The sequence below is a fragment of the Achromobacter sp. FW305-C-28 genome (assembly GCF_058783235.1).
On the sequence record NZ_JBYSYL010000002.1, the window covers coordinates 749,231 to 769,400 of the forward strand.

The 20,170-nt window shown below is 67.6% G+C and carries 17 protein-coding genes; 3 read left to right on the forward strand and 14 right to left on the reverse strand.

Features of this window, described 5'->3' with window-relative positions; genetic code table 11:
- Nucleotides 1–17 precede the first annotated feature (17 nt).
- Nucleotides 18–1,463, reverse strand: a complete 1,446-nt coding sequence (locus AC3WMR_RS08350; RefSeq protein ID WP_492263555.1) for a M81 family metallopeptidase — start codon at nt 1,461–1,463, stop codon at nt 18–20.
- A gap of 49 nt (nt 1,464–1,512) precedes the next feature.
- A complete protein-coding gene (locus AC3WMR_RS08355; protein ID WP_492263556.1) occupies nt 1,513–2,649 on the reverse strand; it encodes an NAD(P)/FAD-dependent oxidoreductase in 1,137 nt (378 codons plus the stop codon).
- Nucleotides 2,650–2,755: 106 nt separating this feature from the next.
- Here AC3WMR_RS08355 and AC3WMR_RS08360 point away from each other — a divergent pair, with 106 nt between their 5' ends.
- The gene (locus AC3WMR_RS08360; protein ID WP_175218708.1) at nt 2,756–3,112 is read left to right on the forward strand and encodes a hypothetical protein; all 357 of its coding nucleotides are present in this window, start codon (nt 2,756–2,758) and stop codon (nt 3,110–3,112) included.
- 52 nt (nt 3,113–3,164) lie between these two features.
- On the opposite strand, the gene pdxR is transcribed toward AC3WMR_RS08360, so the two are convergent.
- The 6 genes from pdxR to AC3WMR_RS08390 form a co-directional block, all read right to left on the reverse strand.
- Nucleotides 3,165–4,655: a MocR-like pyridoxine biosynthesis transcription factor PdxR gene (gene pdxR, locus AC3WMR_RS08365; RefSeq protein ID WP_492263557.1), complete on the reverse strand. Its 1,491-nt coding sequence runs from the start codon at nt 4,653–4,655 to the stop codon at nt 3,165–3,167.
- Nucleotides 4,656–4,685: 30 nt separating this feature from the next.
- Nucleotides 4,686–5,894: a trans-sulfuration enzyme family protein gene (locus AC3WMR_RS08370; protein ID WP_492263558.1), complete on the reverse strand. Its 1,209-nt coding sequence runs from the start codon at nt 5,892–5,894 to the stop codon at nt 4,686–4,688.
- Between the two features lie 37 nt (nt 5,895–5,931).
- Nucleotides 5,932–6,918: an amino acid ABC transporter substrate-binding protein gene (locus AC3WMR_RS08375; RefSeq protein WP_492263559.1), complete on the reverse strand. Its 987-nt coding sequence runs from the start codon at nt 6,916–6,918 to the stop codon at nt 5,932–5,934.
- A gap of 312 nt (nt 6,919–7,230) precedes the next feature.
- A complete protein-coding gene (locus tag AC3WMR_RS08380; RefSeq protein ID WP_492263560.1) occupies nt 7,231–7,713 on the reverse strand; it encodes a DUF2269 family protein in 483 nt (160 codons plus the stop codon).
- On the reverse strand, nt 7,710–8,978 hold the full coding sequence (locus tag AC3WMR_RS08385) for an SDR family oxidoreductase (protein WP_492263650.1): 1,269 nt from the start codon (nt 8,976–8,978) through the stop codon (nt 7,710–7,712). The genes AC3WMR_RS08380 and AC3WMR_RS08385 overlap by 4 nt, the downstream gene beginning before the upstream one ends.
- 151 nt (nt 8,979–9,129) lie before the next feature.
- On the reverse strand, nt 9,130–9,660 hold the full coding sequence (locus AC3WMR_RS08390; protein ID WP_025138603.1) for a GbsR/MarR family transcriptional regulator: 531 nt from the start codon (nt 9,658–9,660) through the stop codon (nt 9,130–9,132).
- Between the two features lie 101 nt (nt 9,661–9,761).
- Between AC3WMR_RS08390 and AC3WMR_RS08395 the strand changes: the two genes are divergently transcribed.
- The gene (locus tag AC3WMR_RS08395) at nt 9,762–10,229 is read left to right on the forward strand and encodes a DUF6389 family protein (RefSeq protein WP_492263561.1); all 468 of its coding nucleotides are present in this window, start codon (nt 9,762–9,764) and stop codon (nt 10,227–10,229) included.
- A gap of 83 nt (nt 10,230–10,312) precedes the next feature.
- Here the strand turns inward: AC3WMR_RS08395 and AC3WMR_RS08400 are convergent, their stop codons facing one another.
- The 4 genes from AC3WMR_RS08400 to AC3WMR_RS08415 form a co-directional block, all read right to left on the reverse strand.
- The gene (locus AC3WMR_RS08400) at nt 10,313–10,942 is read right to left on the reverse strand and encodes a glutathione S-transferase family protein (RefSeq protein WP_492263562.1); all 630 of its coding nucleotides are present in this window, start codon (nt 10,940–10,942) and stop codon (nt 10,313–10,315) included.
- A 117-nt stretch (nt 10,943–11,059) separates the two neighbouring features.
- Nucleotides 11,060–11,977: a LysR family transcriptional regulator gene (locus AC3WMR_RS08405; protein ID WP_492263651.1), complete on the reverse strand. Its 918-nt coding sequence runs from the start codon at nt 11,975–11,977 to the stop codon at nt 11,060–11,062.
- A gap of 143 nt (nt 11,978–12,120) precedes the next feature.
- Complete coding sequence (locus tag AC3WMR_RS08410; protein WP_492263563.1) at nt 12,121–13,140, reverse strand: histone deacetylase family protein; 1,020 nt, start codon at nt 13,138–13,140, stop codon at nt 12,121–12,123.
- Nucleotides 13,137–14,480, reverse strand: coding sequence for an MFS transporter (locus AC3WMR_RS08415; protein ID WP_492263564.1), 1,344 nt, complete (start codon nt 14,478–14,480; stop codon nt 13,137–13,139). The genes AC3WMR_RS08410 and AC3WMR_RS08415 overlap by 4 nt, the downstream gene beginning before the upstream one ends.
- A 600-nt stretch (nt 14,481–15,080) precedes the next feature.
- On the opposite strand from AC3WMR_RS08415, the gene AC3WMR_RS08420 reads away from it, so the two are divergent.
- Nucleotides 15,081–18,131 (forward strand): autotransporter family protein, encoded by a 3,051-nt coding sequence (locus AC3WMR_RS08420; protein ID WP_492263565.1) that lies wholly within the window; start codon nt 15,081–15,083, stop codon nt 18,129–18,131.
- Here AC3WMR_RS08420 and AC3WMR_RS08425 read toward each other — a convergent pair.
- Both AC3WMR_RS08425 and AC3WMR_RS08430 read right to left on the reverse strand, forming a co-directional pair.
- The gene (locus AC3WMR_RS08425; RefSeq protein WP_492263566.1) at nt 18,103–19,089 is read right to left on the reverse strand and encodes a glycerophosphodiester phosphodiesterase family protein; all 987 of its coding nucleotides are present in this window, start codon (nt 19,087–19,089) and stop codon (nt 18,103–18,105) included. The genes AC3WMR_RS08420 and AC3WMR_RS08425 overlap by 29 nt on opposite strands.
- Nucleotides 19,090–19,157: 68 nt before the next feature.
- Complete coding sequence (locus tag AC3WMR_RS08430; protein WP_492263567.1) at nt 19,158–20,087, reverse strand: YncE family protein; 930 nt, start codon at nt 20,085–20,087, stop codon at nt 19,158–19,160.
- Nucleotides 20,088–20,170 lie beyond the last annotated feature (83 nt).

A 20,170-nucleotide genomic window follows, 5' to 3' on the forward strand; every position in this document is an offset into this window, starting at 1 on the left:
TTCAGCGATTGAAGGCATCAGCCCTTGAAGGGCCATTTCGGCAGCTTGCGCTTGGTGAAGGGCAAGGCGTTCAGGTCGTTGGTGATGGCGCCCGGCGTTTCCACATAGATGACGTGGCGGCCCACCTTCGAGTACGAGGCATAGAAGTGCTGCGACGATTTCACGATGATCAGCTTCATCGCGTTCAGGTCGACGCCGAACTGGGTGAACAGGTCGGTGTCCATGGCCTGGATGCGATTGGTGGTCAGCACGATCGTCACCCCCTGGCTGCGCACCACGGCCACGTCGCCCAGCAAGGCCGGCGTGCCCGCCAGCCCGGTCATGACGGCATCGCGCTTGAGCGCCAGGATCTCGCCTTCCACGTCCAGGGGTTGCCCCGACACCGGCGCCACCTTGCCGCCGATGCGCAGCTGGATGCGCGCACCCTGGCCCGCCTCGAAACAGAGCAGCACGGCCACAGGGTCCCAGAACGGGCCGGTGGCCACGTCGCGGATGCCGCGCGCCAGCACCCGGTCCAGGATGAAGGTCGCGTCGCTGGGCGCGCCGCCGCCGGCGTTGTCGGCCGAGTCGGCCAGCACCACCGGAAAATCGTCCCGCGCCAGCGCCTGGTCCAGCGCTTCGTCGGCGCCGGGGTAGGGTGGGGCAAGGCGGTCGCGCAAACCGATCAGCTCTTCGCCCAGGGCCTTGGCCAGCGCGTCCGCCTGGCCTTGGTCGCCGTCGGTATAGACCAGCACCTTGGACCCCATGTCCGGCGTGTCGCCCCACGGAAAGCCATGGGCGATGGACACCGACAGCACGCCTTCCTTGCCCTCCATGGCCAGCAGGCGGTCGACGAAGCTGCGCATGGGTTCGCGGCTGGTGTGCATGATCGAGATCATGTTGCAGTCGAACACCGCGCGGGTCGGCTTCGTGCGGCCTTCGGCGCGCGCCACGCACAGATCCACCAGGTCGTAGGCGCGGTCCAGGATGTCGGTGTGCGGGTATTCCTTGAAGCACACCAGGAAGTCGGCGCTTTGCACCATGGCGTCGGTCAGGTGGCAGTGCGGGTCCAGCTCGGCGCCGATCACCGTGTCCGGGCCGACGATTTCCCGGGCCCGGCGCAGCAGGTCGCCTTCGCAGTCGTCGTAGCCGTCGGCCACCATGGCGCCATGCAGGCCGAACAGGGCGATGTCCACCTTGCCGGCGCGGCGCAGGTCGTCCAGCAGCTCGTCGCGCAAGGTTTCGTAGGCGTCGCGGGTGGTGATGCCGGCCGGGGTGGCGCCCGCCGTCATGCCTTCGACCAGCGTCCAGTCCTTGCCCTGGGCGCGCTGGCGCGCGGCCCACAGCGGCCCCGAGAACATCTGCATGCGGTCCGGGTGCTGGCCGGCGGGGTAATAGCCGCGGGCCCGGTAGGCCGACAGGCCGGTCGGGATGGGGGAAAAGGTGTTCGTTTCGGTCGCCAGGGACCCGGAAAATATCTTCATGCAACCGCTCCGCTCGAAAAGGGATGAAGGGGTACGACGGGGACTGCGTTCAGCGCAAGCGCTCGGGGCGTACCGCGTGGGCATCCACCCCGTGCGCCTGTAAATGGGTGGGTACGGGCTGGTGCGTCAAGAGCGCCGCGGCCAGTTCGGACGTGGCGGCTGCCGTCTGGATGCCGTAGCCGCCCTGGGCCGCCAGCCAGAAAAAGGCGGGCGCATCGGCGTCCCAGCCCACCACGAAATCGCCGTCGCGCACGAACGAGCGCAGCCCGGCCCAGGTGTGTCTGGGGCGCCGGATGGTCATCGAGGTGGCCGCTTCGATGCGGTAGATGCCCGTGGCCACGTCCAGTTCTTCAGGCATGACATCGTGCGCGGCCACCGGGTCGGCGTTGGCGGGCGAACCCAGCAACTGGCCCGCGTCCGGCTTGAAGTAATAGCTTTCGTCCACGCCCACCACCGCCGGCCAGTGGGAAAAATCCACCTCGGCCGGTCCGGCAAAGGTGAAGGCGGTGCGCCGGCAAGGCTGCAGGCCCACCGGCCGGGCGCCGCACTGCGCCGCGGTCTGGTCGGCCCAGGCGCCCGCGGCGTTGACCACCACTCGCGCCCGCAGCGTGGCGCCGCCCGCCAGCGTCAGCGTCCAGATGCCGTCATCGAAAGACGCCGCCGTCAGTTCGGCCTGGTTGCGCAGCACCGCGCCCTGGCGCGTCATGCCGCGCAGGAATCCCTGGTGCAAGGCATGCACGTCGATGTCGCGGGCGTCGGGTTCCTCGATGGCGCCGCAGAGCTGGTCGCCGCGCAGACAGGGCACCCGCGCCACGGCCTGGTCGGCGTCGATCAGCGTCACGTTGGGCGACTGGCGGCGAAAATCGTCGAACACGTCGTGCAGCAGGTCGCGCTGTTCGGGCGTGGCGATGTACAGCACGCCGCGCGGATGCAGTAGCGGATGGTCGGCAAAGCCCTGGGGCGGCTGTTCGTAGAACGCGCGGCTGGCGCGGGTCAGCGCCTTGATCTGGGGCGTGCCGTAGGTTTCCATGAACATGGCCGCCGAGCGGCCGGTCGAGTGGTAGCCCGGCTGGGCTTCGCGTTCCAGCACCGCCACGGAAGCCGCCGCGCTCAGGCGGTAGGCCACGGATGCCCCGGCGATGCCGGCGCCGATCACGGCGTAGTCGTACAGCGTGTCTGTCGTCATGATTGTCGGAAGCGAGAATTCTCTTATTTGATAATTCTCGAATACGATAGTTGTTTGAATCCGGCCGAGTAATTGGGGTTGTCCCGATGCCCGTAAAATCGCGGCCATGCTTCCTACTCAAGTCATCGTTGCGCTGCTGGTTTTGCAGCTTGCCCTGGTCATCCCGCTGGTGGCCGTCGTCATCCAGCTGTTCCGTTTGATTCACTGGCAATTCCGGGCCGACCCGCAGACGCGCGGCGAACGCCCGCATTTCACCGGCCCGGTGCTGGCCATGCTGTTCAGCGCCCTGGCCGCCAGCGACTTCATCGGCTTCGAGCCGTTCAAGACCGTGTCCGAACTGAACCCGGTGCCGCTGGACGCGCGAGCCTATTTCACCGTGGCCATGCTGGCCTTGGCGGTGTGGTGCTGGGCGTATGCCGGCGCGATCCGCACGCGGATGCGCGGGATGCTGGGGTTGAAGTAGGGGCTCGTCGGCCTTGGACCGGGCGCGGACCCGGGCGCGTCGAGGCGCCGGGTCAGTGCCCCGGCGCGGCGAGCGCGATCAACGCCGCCAGTATCTGCGCGGCCTGCGTCATCTTGTCGACCGCATAACCGCCAAACCCCAGGATCAGCCCCGGGCGGCGTCCCGGCGCCTGCGCCGAATACGTCACCGACAAGGGCCGCACCGCCACGCCGGCCTCGGCCGCCTGGCGCGCCAGGCGCACGTCGTCCAGGGATTCATGCAGCCACACCAGCAGATGCACGCCCTGGTCGATGGGCTGCACCTCGGCCAGCCCGGCGGGCAGGGTCGCGCGCAGCAGGGCAATCAAGGCGCTGCGGCTGTCGGCATAGGCGCGGCGGATGCGGCGCACGTGGCGGTCCAGCAGGCCTTCGGCAATGAAGGCGGCCAGCACGTGCTGGTCGGCCGTGGGCGGATGGCGGTCCATCATGATGCGCGCGCCGCAGAACGCCGGCGCCAGGTCGGGCGGCGCGATCAGGTAGCCGATGCGCAGCGACGGGAACAGGATCTTGCTGAACGTGCCCAGGTAGACCACATGGCGGCTGTCCTGCCCCTGCAGCGCGGGGTAGGGGTGGCCGGCATAGCGCAGTTCACTGTCGTAGTCGTCTTCCACGATCCAGGCGTTGCGCGCCCGCGCCCAGGCCAGCAGCGCCTCGCGCCGCGGCGGCGCCATCGGCATGCCCAGCGGGTACTGGTGCGACGGCGTCACGAATGCGGCGCGGGCGTGCGGGGCACGGCGCAGGCCTTCGTCCACCCGCAGCCCGTCGGCATCCACCGGCACCCGCACGATGCGGCCGGGCCGTCCCGTGCTTTCCAGCAGCGCCGTGATGCCCAGGTAGGCCGGGTCTTCGACCCAGGCCTGGTCGTTTTCCCCCAGCAGCACGGCGCAGGCCAGGTACAGCCCTTGCTGCGTGCCCGCCGTGACAATGACCTGGTCGGGCGTGCACACCACCGAGCGGGCGCGGCGCACATAGTCGGCAATGGCCACGCGCAGCGACCGCAGCCCTTGCGGATCGGCGTAGCCGGCCGGCGCGCCGACCCGCGTGGCGCGCACCCGGTTGCTGAGCTTGCGCCAGCTGTCGTCGGGCGCGACCCGGCCGGTGGGCACCGAAATGGCGAAGGGCGCGGCGGGCAGCGGGTACATCGTGGCCGCGATCTCGGCATAGCGCGCGGCGGCGGCCGGCAGCGGGCGCACATAGTCGGCGGGCGCCGCCGGGGCCGTGGTGGCCCGATTGGCAGCCTGCCGCGCCACCCGGGTGCCGCCGCCGCCTTTCGGTTGCAGCAGCCCTTCGGCGGCCAACTGGTCGAACGCGTCGACCACCGTGCCGCGGGCCACGCCCAGCGACGCCGCGAGCAGGCGAGTGGCGGGCAGCAGCTCGCCGGGCCGCAAGGCGCCGCTGCGGATCGCGTCGCGCAGTTGCGCGGCCAACTGGCGACCCAGCGGGCCGGCCTGGCGGTCCAATGGCGACAGGACGGGCAGTTCGACGGCTTTGGCGACTCGGGGCATGGCGACGGTGGGGCAGGAAAGACGCAATCCTCATCTTACCGGCGACAAGGCCTGTTCCAGGTCGGCCAGCAGGTCGCGCACGTCTTCCAGCCCCACCGACAGCCGCACCAGCGCAGGCGATACGCCCGGACTCAGCCGCAGCGCCGGATTGACCTTCTGGCGGGCGCGGATCATGCCGGCCGTGTGGTAGATCAGCGAATCCGTATCGCCCAGGCTGATGCCGCGCGCAATGATCCTGAGCCGGTCCATCATCGGCGCCACGCCGTCATAGCCGGCCTGTAACTCGAACGACACCATGCCGCTGCCGGCCGACATCTGGCGCCGCGCAATGTCGCCGTTCGCAAACCCCGTCAGGAACGGATAGGTCACTTTGGCCACGGCCGGGTGGCCTTGCAGCATCTCGGCCACCGCCAGTGCGTTGCTGCTGTGCTGGCGCATCCGCAGGTCCAGCGTCTTCAGCCCGCGCAGCACCAGAAAGCACGACATCGGCGATGGCGTCGCGCCCGTCAGGTACTTGGCGCCCGACGCGCGGATCAGGTCGATCGTCTCGCGGTCGCCGATCACCGCGCCGCCCAGCACGTCGCCGTGGCCGTTCAGGTACTTGGTCAGCGAATGGATCACCAGGTCCGCGCCCAGTTCCAGCGGCCGTTGCAGGGCCGGCGACGCAAAGGTCGAATCCACGATCACCCGGGCGCCCGCGCGCTGCGCCGCCGCGGCGATGCGGGCGATATCCAGCACGTCGGCCGACGGATTGATCGGCGTCTCGAAATACACCAGCCGGGTGGCCGGCCCGATGGCCGCCGCGGTACCTTGCGGCGTGCTCAGGTCGCCGCGCACCACCTTGATGCCAAAGCGCGGCAGCCCCTCGGTCATCAACGCGCTGGCCGTGTTGTAGATCGTGTGGTGCACGGCGATCTCGTCGCCCGCGGACAGCAACGACAGCAGCGTGGACGCAATCGCGCCCATGCCGGACGCCGTCACCAGCGCCGCCTGGCCGCCTTCCAGCGCCGCCAGCCGGGTTTCCAGCAACTGCTGCGTGGGGTTCTGCTGGCGGCCGTAGACGCAGCGGTCGCTTTCGCCGGTGAACACGGCGTCGAACTCGGCGGTCGACTCGAACGCGTAGGTCGATGTCAGGAACACGGGCGGCGACACCGCGCCCTGGTGGGCGGCCGGGTCATAGCCGTGGTGGATGGCCTGGGTGGCAAAGTGAACGTCGGGGTGCGGGTCGCGCGCTTTCATGTGGGGCTCCTGGATTCGGCGCAAAAGAGGTTCGAGGTCAGCGGATCGGCCAGCCATACATCAGGCCGCCGTGCGTATACAGGGCATTCATGCCGCGTTCCAGCTTCAGCGCGCTTTGCATGCCCAGCGTGCGTTCGTAGATTTCGCCGTAATTGCCCAGCTGCTTGACGATGTTGTAGGCCCACTTGTCGTCCACCCCCAGGTTCTTGCCCAGCCCCGGCGTCACGCCCAGGATGCGCTGGATATTGGGATTGCCGGACTTCAACTGCGCGTCCACGTTGTCTTGGGTAATGCCGTATTCCTCGGCTTCGAGCAGCGCGTTCAGCGTCCAGCGCACGGTGTTGAACCATTGCTCGTCGCCTTGGCGCACCATCGGCCCCAGCGGTTCCTTGGACAGGGGTTCGGGCAGGATCACCAGGTCGGCCTCGCCCAGGTTGCGGCGGGTGGCGGCCAGCATGGACTTGTCGGCCGTGATGGCGTCGCAGCGGCCCGCGGCAAAGCTGCGCAGGATCTCGTCGAAACGTTCCAGCACCACCGGCTTGAATTCCAGCCCGTTGCCGCGAAACCAGTCGGCCAGGTTCAGTTCGGTCGTGGTGCCCGGCAGCACGCACACGGTGGCCCCGCCCAGTTCCCTGGCGCTTTTCACGCCCAGCGCGGTATGCACCATCAGGCCCTGGCTGTCGTAGTAATTGACCCCCGTGCCGATCAACCCCAGGGTCGTATCGCGCGTCATCGTCTGGGTGGTGTTGCGCGTCAGCACGTCGACCTCGCCCGATTGCAGCGCGGTAAAACGCGCCTGGGTGGTCAGCGGCACGATCTTGGCTTTCGTGGCGTCGCCGAACATCGTGGCGGCAATGGCGCGGCAGGTGGACACGTCGATGCCTTGCCACACGCCCTTGCTGTCGGTGTAGGCAAAGCCCGGCAGGTCGGTGGTGACGCCACACTGCACGAAGCCGCGCTTCTTCACGGTATCGAACGTGGTCCCGGCCTGCGCGGCGTGCGCGCAGAGCAGGGTCAGGCCCATTGCGGTAAAGACTCTTGAAACGTTCAAAGCGGTTCCCCTTGATTGCGGCCGGCCGGGAAACGCCGGTCGGGCCGTCGGGCGCAATGTGTCTTTCAGGACACATCGTGTCCATGAGGGAAAACACGGCGTCGGTGGCGCAGGGAAAACCGCGGCGGCGGGAACGGTGGGCGGCTCCCGGGGGAAACGGTACTTCGGCCGCCCCATGGGCGGGAAGGCGGCCGATTCTGGTTCAGCGAAATTGCATCAAAGTGGACTGGCGTGTGCGGCGCGGTAACGGCCGCTGACACGCCAGCGGGCGGGGGGCGTGGCTACCTAAGCAGCCCACAGCGCCGGCTTGACCACCATCAGGAAATACACCGCCACCATCGCCAGGAAAGCAGGGTAGCCCAGCCGTTCCCACCACGTGGCAAAGTGCCAGTAACGCGCCGGCAAGGCGGCCGCGCCGCCGCTGTGCGCCTGGGCGGCCATCTTGGCCATTTCGTATTGCAGCCACACCACCGGCAGCCAGCACACGCCGGCCAGCAGGTACAGCCCGATCGACAGGCTGAGCCACGGCGTGGTCCAGTGCCATCCGGCCGCATGCGCCAGCCACAACCCCGACAAGGGCTGGAAGACCACCGCCGGGGTCGTGAACCACAGGTCGGCGCGCACCACCAGTTTCGACACCGCCGCAATTGCCGGAATATTGCCCGTTCGGTTGGCGAAGAACAGGTAGAACGCCGTGCCAAAGCCCGTGCCCACCAGCAGCACCGACGACAGGATGTGCAGGGTCTTGATCGTGAGATACGCATTCATGGCCGGGTTTCCTCGCTGAGCAGCATGATTAACAGGGCAAGCACGGCCGCGTTTTTCAGGACGGGGCCGAAGGGATGCAACAGGAACGCCGGCAATGCCACGGCAATCACCACGGAATAGACCAGCACCAGCCCGGCTTGCAGGGCCCAGAGCCGGCGGCCGGGCCGCCACAGCGTGGCGATGCCCAGCCCGAAATCCAGCGCCGCCGCGCCATACAGGGCCGCCAGGGCGGGCGTGCCATGCAGGCCCACCGGCGCCAGCAGCGCCAGGCTGCCGTCCACGGGATACAGCAAGGCGCTGCACACCGCCGTCCACAGCCAGATCAGCGCCAGCGCGCCGCGCAGCAGGCCGGGCCGCCAGGCGGCCAGGGCTTGCTGGCGCATGGCGGGGGCATCCGGCGGGCGGATGAAGGTGTCGATGCCGGCCGGCAGGCGGCCCAGCGCCTGGGCGGTGGTGGCGACGTCGGCCGTGTTGCCGGCCCGCAGCATCCGCCAGGTGTCGCGGGTCAGCATCGAGCCGGGCACGCGGTCCAGCAGCGCCGCGCTGGCGCCGATCAGCCAGCCGGGCACGGTGACCCGCCAGGCCGGCGCAAAGCCCATCGATGCCCGATAGGCGGCCAGCATGTCGCGGTACGTGACCTCGGTTGCGCCGACCAGATTCAATACGGCGGCGCTGTCGTGCGGAGCCGCTATCGATCCGCGCAGCCACCGCACGACGACCTCGGCCAGCTCGTCCACCCGCATCGGGCGCAGGCGCTGATGGCCGCCCGCCGGCAGCAAGTGCAGCGGCGCCGACGCCAGCGCACGAAAGAACCGCGCCGATGCCCCTTGCGCGCCATAGACCAGCGCCGGCCGCAGGAGGCAGTGCGCCACCGGCAGCGATTGCAGATGCGCGTCGGCCGCGCGCTTGCTCTGGAAGTAGGGCGTGTCGCCCGTGGCGGCGCCCAGCGCCGACAGTTGCACGATGCCCCGCACGCCCGCCTGGCAGGCCGCGTCGAACAGCGCGATGGGCGCGCGCCGGTGAATCCGGTCGAAGGTGGCGTCGCCGCGCTCAACCAGGATGCCGGCCGCGTTCACCACCACGTGAATGCCACGCAGCCGGTCGGTCCAGGCGGCCGGGTCCGTGTCTGCCAGGTAATCGATGGCGATCTCGTCCGGCCGCGTGGGCTGGCGCACGCCTTTCAAGACCCGGTGCCCGTCCTGCAGCAGGGCTTCGCACAGGGCCCGGCCGATAAAGCCGTTGGCGCCGCAGACCAGGATGTTCATGCCGTTGCCCTCATCAGGTGGGTGCATCGATCGATTCTTTTATTTCTGTTATTTCTGTATAGACAGAAATAACGGTGTAAAAAAAGGGGCTCAAGGGCGGCGGCGGGGTTGGCCTGACCCGGCCAGGCCAACCCGCCCCGAGTCCGTCGCATCAGCTTTTGCCGCGCCGCATCGTCTTGCTGATCTTGGCGCCCATGCCCAGCGTCTTCATCAGGGTTTCCGGTTTCATGCGCAGCATTTCGTCCGACCAGGTGGTGAGGATTTCCATGAATTCCAGCGTTTCGCGCACGCGTTGTTCGGTCAACTGGCTTTCGTTGGCCATCTCGGGGCTGGCCAGGCTGTCGCGCAGCACGGTCAGGGTAGGGTCGATTTCACGCTGGCGGCGGCCTTCGACGATCAGCTTGAACAGTTCCCAGATGTCGGTGGACGTCTCGAAATGGTCGCGGCGGTCGTCCATGACGTGCACCACCTTGGCCAGGCGCCAGGCCTGCAGTTCCTTGAGGCTGTTGCTGACGTTGGACCGCGCCACGCCCAGGGTGTCGGCGATTTCTTCCGCGGGCAAGGGCCGGCCCATCAGGTAGAGCAGGGCATGGATCTGGGCCACGGTGCGGTTCACGCCCCAGCGCGAGCCCATTTCGCCCCAGTGCAGGATGAAGCGTTCGGCGATCGGAGTCAGTTTCATGGGGCCACTGTATGAGGTTTCTGTTATTTCTGTCAAGACAGAAATAACAGAAACCGATTCATCCGGTACGCTTGGGGTTTTCGTGTGAGAGGCCCCGTGCAATGACTCGACAAGACTACCAGGACACCCTGCGGCGCGTGCTCGACGCGCATACCGACACCGCGCTGCGCACGCTGGCCGGCCTGTTTCCGCGCCTGCCCGAGAAGGCGCGCGAAATCCAGTTCGGCATCTTTCCCGATCAGGATGGCGAGGGCACGTTTTCGGTGGTGATCGGGCTGGACGGCCCCGACCTGTACGTCTTGAACAAGGCAATAGAGGGCTACCGCCACGTGTTCGACGTGGTGCACGGCGAAACCGGCGTCACGCCGCGCGTGCCGTTGTTCAGGAATGATCCGGACTTCTGCGTGCAGGACGCCATCGCCGACACGGCGGCGGACTGGATCGAAGCGCTGTGGGAGCAGGGCGGCCGCGCCGTGTCGCCCCTGCCGGCCTGCATCTATGCCGACGAAGACTACGGCACGACCTTGCCTCGCGAGCTGCCGGCGGATGCCGCGCGACCGCGGCGTTGATGGCGGTCGGCGGATAGCGGCCGGCGGGTGGCCGGCGCGCAGGGCCGGCCGCCGCCCCGGGGCCGCGGATGACGGACTACGTATTACGTATTGGCCTGCGCCTGCGCCAGCGCACGCTGCACCGCCGGGCGGGCCGCCACGCGCGCCAGGTAGGCCGTCAGCTTGGGAAACGCTTTCAGGTCCACGCCGTCGCCTTCCAGCCAGCTGCCTATCGTGTACAGATACGCATCGGCCACGCTGAAGTGTTCACCCGTGACCCACGGCCCGACGATCTGCGATTCCAGGTAGGCGGCGCAGGCCGTCATCGTCTGCGGCACCTTGGCGCGCATCGATTCATGGGCGGCGGGGTCGTCGGCCCAGCGGGCGCCGCGGCGCTTGTGCGCATGGGCCACGTGGGCGGTGGACGCCAGGTAGCTGTTCAATTCCTGCAGTTGGGCGAACGCGAACGGGTCGTTCAGCGGCGCCAGCCCGGCCTCGGGAAAGCGCTGGGCCACGAACGTCAGCAGAGCGGGGGTTTCCGTCAGCACGCCGTGTTCGGTCTTCAGCGCGGGCACGCGGCCCTTGGGGTTGATGGCCAGGTACTCGGCGCTTTGCTGCTGTCCGGCGGCAAAGTCCAGCTTCACGACGTCGAAGTCGGCGCCGGCTTCCTGCAAGGCGATGTGGGTGGCCAATGCGCAGGTACCCGGTGCGGTATAGAAGGTCCAACGAGACATGTGCGTCCTCAAGGGAAAGTGCGGGGATCGAGAGCGCCATTATCGCCAGATTGGGCGCTTTTCGGCCGCTGTCGTGGACGGCGTCGATGATGCGCTGCGGCAATTGCCCAGGCCGTGTCAGCGCGCCCGCGCCGCCAGCGACGTGCGCGCCAGAAAGCGGTCGAACGCCGCCAGGAAAGCGGTTTCCACGGCGCTCAGCTTGCGCTGCTTGTGCCAGGTCAGGAACACGTCGATCTCGGCCACGCTGTCTTGCGGCGGCAGGCGTCGCAGTTCGCCGTTGACCACGTCCTGCGCAATCAGGTGTTCGGGCAGGAAGCTCAAGCCGATGCCGGCCACTACCATGCGGCGCACTTCCTCCAGGTGCGGCGAGGTGCCGACGATGCGCCCGGTGAAGCCCTGCTGGTCCCGGAAGATGGTCAGCGGCGACAGCGTGTCGCCAAGCTGGTCGCTGGCGAAACAGACGAAATTCTGGTCCAGCAGGTCTTCGATGGCCACCCGCGGCCGCGTGAACAGCGGATGCCGCCGGCCGCACACCACCGCGTACTGGTGGCGCAGGAACAGCTTGCGTTCCAGCGCTTCGACCGGCTTGCGGCACAGGCAGATCCCCAAGGCCGGCACACGCTTGGCCAGCGCATCGAGAATATCGGCGCTGGGCTGCATTTCCATGTGGAATTCCACCTTGGGATAGCGCTGGTGGAAGTCCGCCAGGAAATCGTCGTAGGGCGTGCTCTGGATGCGGCTCATCACCAGCAGCCGCAAGGTGCCGGCGACCTCGGCCTGGTCCTGCTCGGCGGCGTTCTCGATGCGCGCCATGGTGCCGTACATGTCGCGGGCGATGGCGTAGATTTCCTCGCCCAGGCTGGTCAGGCGGAATTCGCCGTTGCGCCGGTGCAGCAGGACGCCCCCCACGGCATCTTCCAGCCGCTTGAGCGCCTGACTGACGGCCGGCTGGCTCAGGTGCAGCGCCTGCGCGGCCCGGCCCACGCCGCGCGCCTGCACCACGAACATGAAGGTGCGCAGCAGGTTCCAGTCCATGCGCTCGGGCGCCAGCGGCAGGGCGTTGGCGGGGCGGACGGCGGGGCGTTCAGTCGAGGCGGGCATGTGGGCGGACAAGAAGGCATTGAAGCGGACCGGGGCAGGCCGATAACGGCCTGTCCGCCAAACCGGCCGCCAGGGGGTCAGGCGCCGGCCAGTCCTGCGAAGAATCGCGCGGCGTTGGATTCCAGGCCCTCGATATAGTAGCCGCCTTCCTGCACGATCAAGGTGGGCAGCTTAAGGCCGCCCACCTCGCGGCCCAGGCGTTCGAAGCCATCTTCCGACACGGCCACCATCGCCTGCGGGTCCTTCTCGAAAATGTCGAACCCCAGCGACAGCACCAGCACGTCGGGCTGGAACGTCTCGATGGCCGCACGCGCCTGGGCCAGGCGGTCGAAGAACACCGATTCGGGCGAACCGTGCGGCATCGGCAGATTCACGTTGTAGCCATAGCCATCGCCCGCGCCGCGCTCGTCCTCAAAGCCGGCCACCACCGGGTAGAAGTTCTCGGGATCGCCGTGGATCGACACGTACAGCACATCGTTGCGCTCGTAGAAGATGTCCTGGATGCCCTGGCCGTGATGCATGTCGGTATCCAGGATCGCCACGCGGCCATATTTGCCGCGCAGGCGCTGGGCGGCAATGGCGGCGTTGTTCAGGTAGCAGAAGCCGCCCGCCGCATCGCGCCGGGCGTGGTGGCCGGGCGGACGGCAGATGGCGTAGGCATGGCGGTCGCCGGCCACGATGCGGTCGGCGGCGGCCACGGCGCACTGCGCCGACCAATAGGCCGACCGCCAGGTGTTCGGCCCCACCGGGCAGCTGCCGTCGGCCAGGTAGCGCGCCGCCTGTGCCAGCACGCCGCGCAGCGCGTTGGGTTCCCGCACGAAGACGTTGGACACGACCTCGTCGCCCCAGTCCTCGGGCAGCTTTTTCCAGTCTGCGTGGGCGTTCTGCAGGAACTGCAGGTAGGCCGGCGTGTGCACCGCGGCCAACGGCTCGGTGCCGTGGTCGGCAGGCGCCTGCACGTCAAAGCCTAGGTGGCGGGCGGCCTGCGCCAGCGCGTCCAGGCGCGACGGCACTTCCTGCGGCGTGCGCATCTTGCCGCGCGAGAAGTAGGTCTGCGGATGATGCAGTTTCTGGTCGTCGTGGAAAAACGCCTTCATGCTTGTTGCCCCTTCAGTTGGAATTGAACGCGGCGCTGGCCGTAGGCCCCCAGCAATAGCACGGATACCAGCGACAGCAGCGAAATCCCCGAGAACAGCAGCGCCAGCGGCCACCACTGGCCCTTGAAATTCTCGGCCAGCACCGTGCCCAGCATCGGCGTCAGGCCGCCGAAGATCGCGCCCGACAGCTGATAGGCCATTGAAATGCCGGTATAGCGGATCGCCGTGGGAAAGCTGTCGCTGACAAAGCCCGCAATCACCGCATAGTAGGCGCCCATGAACAGCACCGCCACGCCGATGCCCAGCGTGATGGACGAGAGCGATCCCATGTCCACCAGGTTGAACATCGCGTACGGCGTGAAGATCGACACCAGCGCGGTGAACGCCAGGAACCGCAGATTGCCCACGCGGCTGGCGATGTAGGCGGCGAGCGGCGTGATGAAGAACTGCATGATCGACACCACCAGCAGGCAGTCCAGGATCACCGCGCGGTTCAGGCCCACGTACTGCGTGGTGTAGGCGATCATGAACGTGCTGGTGAAATAGAACCCCGCAATGCCCAGCACATTGGCGCCCACCGCCATCGCCAGCAGCTTGGGCGCGCCGGTCAGCACCTGCGCCAGCGGGGCGCGTTCGGGTTTGGAATGTTGAGGCAGCTTTTGCTTCTCGGCCCGGGCTTGCTTTTCTTCCAGGAAATCAGGCGATTCGTTCACGCTCAGGCGGATCACGAAGCCCACGGCCAGCAGCACGGCCGAGAACAGGAACGGCACGCGCCAGCCCCACGACAGGAAGGCCGCGTCGTCCAGCCCCGTCACCAGCTTGAACATCAGCATCGAAAGGATCAGGCCGGCCGGGCTGCCCAGCTGCGCGAACGACGCGAAGAAGGTGCGTTTGTTCTTGTCCGGCGAATGCTCGCCCGCCATCAGCACGGCGCCGCCCCATTCACCGCCCACCGCCACGCCTTGCACGATGCGCAAGAGCACCAGCAGGATCGGCGCCCAGATGCCGATCGACGCGTAGGTCGGCAACAGGCCGATCAGCACTGTCACCGTGCCCATCATCAGCAAGGTGATGACCAGCGATTTCTTGCGCCCGATGCGGTCGCCGATATGCCCGAAGATCGCGCCGCCCAGCGGCCGCGCGAAAAAGCCCACGGCAAACGTGCCGAACGCGGCCAGCGTGCCGTAAAAGCCCGTGGCCGATGGAAAGAACAGTTTGCCGAACACCAGCGCGGCGGCGGTGGCGTAGATATAGAAGTCGTACCACTCGATCATGGTGCCGACGAAAGCGGCCGTGGACGCGCGCACCGGCTGGTGGCCCGTCTTGGAATTTCCCCTCATGTTTATCTCTCTGAAAGTGGGTTGAGGTTGCTGCGTCAGTCGTTATACGCGCGCCCCTTCCATAAGAAAAATTCTGAATTCTTATCCTTGGAATTCAGCGAATTTATGAGTGGAAACCCTAGGTTTGAGCGAAGATGATGAAATTTGCCAATGGGCGCGGGGTTGCGATCAGGTCGAGTCAACCTGCTCGACGCGGCCGACGCACCGCGTGCGCGCTTGGCCATGCCGACCCGGGAATAAAAAACCCAAGTCTTTGAAAATTAACGATTCCTGACGCGCTTTCACACAATTATTCCTGCCAAATTTCCCTTGTCGTTGCGCGAGATCAAGGGACGGTTCATCAGGGTTTGTACCTATCAAATGCTAGCGCTAACGTGGTGGCAGTGCTGACGTTGGTCGCTTCACAAGAGCGCACAGCAGCAAGTGCGCACCCCCTGGCTGACGTCGGTCGTCATCAACGACTTCAATCAGGAGCCCATCATGAGATGCGCAGACCAGGAAGGTGGATGTAGCAAGGCGGGAACGAACGGACAAAAGATGGCAGACAGGAGGGTGACGCGCGCCGCGCGGGCTCAACACGGAAACCGTCAGACGCGCCGCTTGATTTCCCGCCTGGCTCCCCTGACGGTCGCGCTGTTTGCCGCCTTCGCCGCCATGCCGGTGTTGGCGCAGGAAGTGCCGCAAGGCACCTACACCGAACCCTTCCAGGTGCGTGACGGTGAAGAAAAAGTCTTTGTCGGCGGCACGATCATCAACCCGACCCCGCCGTATCCGGCCCAGATGGGCGGCACCGGCATCCAGGTCATCGGCGGCAGCGCCATCCTGGACCCCTCGCGCGGCGACGGCAGTCCCATCCATATCAACGTCAGCGGCGACGCCATCGACGGCCTGTATGTGCGCAGCGGCGGCAAGATCGAGGTCAAGGCCGGGGGCACGTACATCCATGCGACCGGCGGCAGCGTGCGGGGCATTTACAACGTGGGCACGGGCGCGGCCGCGTCCGAGTTCACCGGTACCAATGTCTACGTCATCACCGACTTCCTGGACTCGCACGGTTTGCGCTCTTTCGGCGCGCAGGCCACCACCGTGCTGCACGATTCCACCCTGACCACGCTGCAGGACAACTCCAAGGGCGTCGAGCTGTGGCAGGGCGCAGGCGCAGAACTGAACCAGGTCGACATCCTGACGCGCGGCGCCAACGCCCATGGCATCCACGTGCTGGACAGCGCCCGGATCACGACAAACGGCGGCTCCATCACCACCGAAGCCGCCACCAGCTATGGCGTGCTGGTGCAAAGCCAGGGCGCCTACACCGGCGACGGCACCCGCATCCATACGCAGGGCGCCGGGGCGGTCGGCGTCTATGTGAATAGCAACGGCGTGTTCCAGGGCAACAATATGTGGATCCAGTCCGACCAGAGCTACGGCGTCTACGTCAGTGGCGGCCAGGTCGGCCTGGTGGGCACGACCATCAACGGGGTCAAGGACGGCACCTACGGCCTGTTCGCCACGTCCTCGGCGCCCGTCACACTCCAGGGCGGTGCGGTGCAGACGCAGGGCAACAACGCGGTGGCCGTGCGCGTGCAGTCCGGGTCCGTCGCCGACATCGATGGCGCCTACGTGCACACAGTGGGGCAGGCCTCCCACGGCGTGCACGTGGAAGGCTGGGGCACGGTCAACCTGGGCCGCCATGACGGCTCGGGCACCCTGGTCAGCACCGAAGGCGACGGCGCCGACGCCGTGCGCGTGTCGCCCAATGCCACGCGCTTTTCCGCCACCGGCGCCACCTTGCACGCCGCGGGCGCCAACGCCCAGGGCCTGCACCTGACCGGCACCGCAGGCGCCGCCGCCCAGGTCTTTGACCTGACCGACTCGGCCATCGCGTCCGACCAGGCCGACGGCATCCACCTGAGCGGCGGCCCGGCCGTCATCAACCTGACCGGCTCGTCCGTCACCGGCGGCAACGCCGCCTTCAACATCGGCGCCGACGCGCCAGGGCAGGCCGACATCGTGGCCAGCGGCTCTGTCATCGACGGCCGCGTGCTGACGCCGGCCGGCAGCACCACCCACCTGAACCTGGCAGACGGCAGCACCTGGCAAGTCACCGGCGACTCGGTCGTGACCACGCTGGTCAACGTCGACAGCCTGGTGAACCTGCGCGCCGCCGCAGACGTGGCCGCTAACCCGACCCGCGCCGCGTCCTACCGCGTGGTGCAGGTCACCGGCGACTACCGCGGCGACAACGGCGCCCTGGGCGTGAACACCTACCTGAACGCCGGCGGCCCGCTGGCCGACCAGCACACCGACCGCCTGCTGATCGCGGGCGACGCGTCCGGCACCACCTATGTGCAGGTCACGCCCGTGGATGGCAGCCCCGGGGGTCTCACCACGCCCGACGGTTCGCTGGGCGCGCACGAAGGCATCTCGCTGGTGCAGGTCGGCGGGCACGCCACCGCTCGGGCTTTCGCGCTGCCCGGCGGCTACGCCGTCACGCACGATTCGCCCTACGCCTACCACCTGTACGCCTATGGCCCCGGCTCGGAAATCGGCGCCGCCGATGCCTCGCAATCGCTCGTGGGCAACGGCGACAGCTTCTGGGACTATCGCCTGCAAAGCGCCTACGTCACACCCGAAGGCCCGGTCGATCCCGGTGGCGGCCCCGGCGGCAGTCCCAGCGTGCCGTCCGATGCACGCCCGGCCGTCGCGCCGCAAGTCGCCAGCTACCTCACGGCGCCCATCGCCTTGCAGTACGCCACCATCGCCGACCTGGACTCGCTGCACCGCCGCCTGGGTGAAATCCGCGACGACCGCCAGCTGACGCGCGACCAGGGCCCGGGGGAATTCTTCTTTCGCGCCTACGGCGGCGACTTCAGCTACCGCAGCAACCGCGGCTTCAAGCAGTACGGCTACGACGCTGACGGCGACTACAGCGCCATCCAGCTGGGCGGCAACCTGCTCAGGCTGCGCGACGACCACGGCACCTGGCGCTTTGGCGCGGCGGGCACCCTGGGCTGGCTGAACTTCACGCCCGACGCGGTGGATGGCCACAGCAAGGGCAAGGCCGACATCTACCGCCTGTCCGGCTACGCCACCTACCAGAGCCAGCAGGGCTGGTACGTCGACAGTATCCTGTCCGTCGGCCGCTTTGACGGCAGCATCGCCACCGACGCGCGCGGCAAGGCCATGGACCTGCGCGGCGACAGCTACGCCGCGTCGGTCGAAGCCGGCTACCCCATCGCCCTGAGCCGCGGCTTCATCCTGGAACCGCAAGCCCAGGTCATCGCCCAACGCTTGAGCTTCGACCGCCGCACCGATGTCGACGGGCTGGACGTGGACATCGGCTCGCAGAACCAGATCACGGGCCGGCTGGGCGTGCGCCTGACGCGCCCGTTCGAACTCAACCGCGGCATCCTCACGCCCTACCTGGGCCTGGATGTGATGCACGGCTTTGTCGGCGGCAGCGACGTGCGCGTCGGCGACGTGCGCTTTGACTCGGGCAAGTACGGCGACGCCATGCGGCTGTCGATCGGCGCCACCGGCACCGTCACCGAGCAGTTCTCGCTCTACGGCGAAGTGGCGCGGCAGGAAGACATCGGCAGCGCCGGGGTGCAGTCGTGGATGTTCAACGGCGGCATTCGGTACTTGTTCTGACGAACGCGGGGTCCGCGCGGATCGCCGCCATTTTGGCCGGCGAATCCGCCAGCACCGCGTCCACCCCCAGGCATGCCGCCGCCTGGTAATCGGCGGCATTGTTCACGGCAATCGCCACGATCCGCACCTGTGGCGATCGCTGGCGAAAGCACGCCACCGACTCGGGCGACCACAGCGTCGCGTCGATCTCCGACCGGCCTTCACCCAGCGTGAACTTCTCGGTCACCGTCACCTTGCGATGCAGTTCGAAGGCCGTCCAGGTCGATGCCGCGGGCGGTTCAATGCAGCCGGCGCCCAGGCTCACCTGCAGCAGGCGCAAACGCGTCGCGTCGCGCGACTCGAACAGACGGGCTTGCGGATACGCCGAAAAACGCTGTTGGTAATCGGCTTCGGTGGAATAGATCACCACCCGCGGCCAGGCCTGTTCCTCGGACAGCACACGAGCCACGGCCTGCGTTTGCGGGGCGGCAGGCAGGGCCTTCATGTCCAGGATGACCGGCATCCCGGGCGGGATGGCGCGCAACGCCTCGCGCAGCGTCGGAATGCCTGTCGGATGGTCGCGGTAGGGGTAGCTGTTGGTGTTGCCGTTGCCCTTGTCTTTGCTGCTCGTGCCCGGCCGCTGGAACGTCCACCCTGCATTGACTCGCGCCAATTCGGCCGCCGTATGGCTGGCGACTGAGCCACGCGCGTCGGTCAACGCCGACAGGTCCGCCGGCCGGTACAGCACCGGAACCCCATCGCGACTCAACTGCACCGTCAGCCACAAGGCGTCAGCGCGGTGCTCGATGGCCAGCCGGATCGCTTCCAGCGTGTTCTCCGGCGCATCGGCCGTGCCGCCCCGGTGTGCGATGACCATTGGCAGGGATGCGGCGGGGAGCGACGGGGAAGTCGATGCGCAGGCAGTCAGGAGGGCGGCACACAGGGCCAGCAGGCTGGCACGCAGAGGGGCTTGGGGCACAGGGGACTCCGGGAGAGACGACGTGTCAGTCTACGTTTTTGCGCGACAGCGCGATTTCCACTTACCCATCAAGCCCTGGCGACCGGCCCGAATGTCAGCTGTTCAACCACCGCCCCGGTATGAAAATCCACGATCTCGCCGCCATGCGTCAATAGCCGATCGCCAAACCAATCCGACGCCAGCCGTGCCGGCGGCCCGCGATGCCGCAGGATGGCGTTGTCGACCGCGCCGGTACGGGCATCGATGACCAGGTCTTCGCCCCAGTTGCTGCGGGGCGTCTCTGACAGGGGCAGGCACAGGTAGGTGCCGTCTTCGTTGAAGTGGATATTGCCGGCGTGGACTTCGCCGTACTCGCCGATATCGCGCGACCACCGCACCGCGCCGTCGCGGTCGCAGCACAGCAGGCGGTTGTTGGCGGCCGTGGCGAACAAGGCCGCGCCGTCTCGTGCGAAACGCACCCGCGCCACTTTTTCGCCCAACGGGAGCTTGACCTTTTGAACATCGCCGCTGCGGCAGTCGACGGCCAGTAGCGCATCTTTCGCGCGTTCGTCCGGGGCCCACAAGCGGCCATCGAAGGGGTCGACGTCGCCGAAGCGGGCGTCGAGATCGCGCGCGATGGGGTCACTGCATTCGCCGCTGTCCAGGTCGATCACCACGGGGCGGCGCTTGCCATTGAAGGCGCTGACCAGGGCAAAACGGCCCGAGGGGTCGAATCGCGTCCAGAACGACAGAAACTTGTCGGTCTGGTGTGCGACGTTGCCGTTGACCACGAAGGTCAGGCGGGTGCGGCTGGCGTTGCGCACCGTCACCCAGTCGGCCGAGGCCAACGCCAGGGCATTGCCGTCGCGGGCCACATCATTGACGACGTCGCCGGCCTGCGCGCCGGGTACGGCCAACAACTTGCCACTGGCAAGGTCGTACCTGGCCAGTCCGGGCTGGGGCAGGAAACGATCGGTCTGGTCGAAGAACACCAAACGGCGGCGCACGTCTATGTACATCTCGGACTCCGGCGGGGGGGGGGCAGGGCAGCACTATATAGTGCTGTCGCGCTTGTCCGCCAGCTGCCCGGGTATCATTGCCC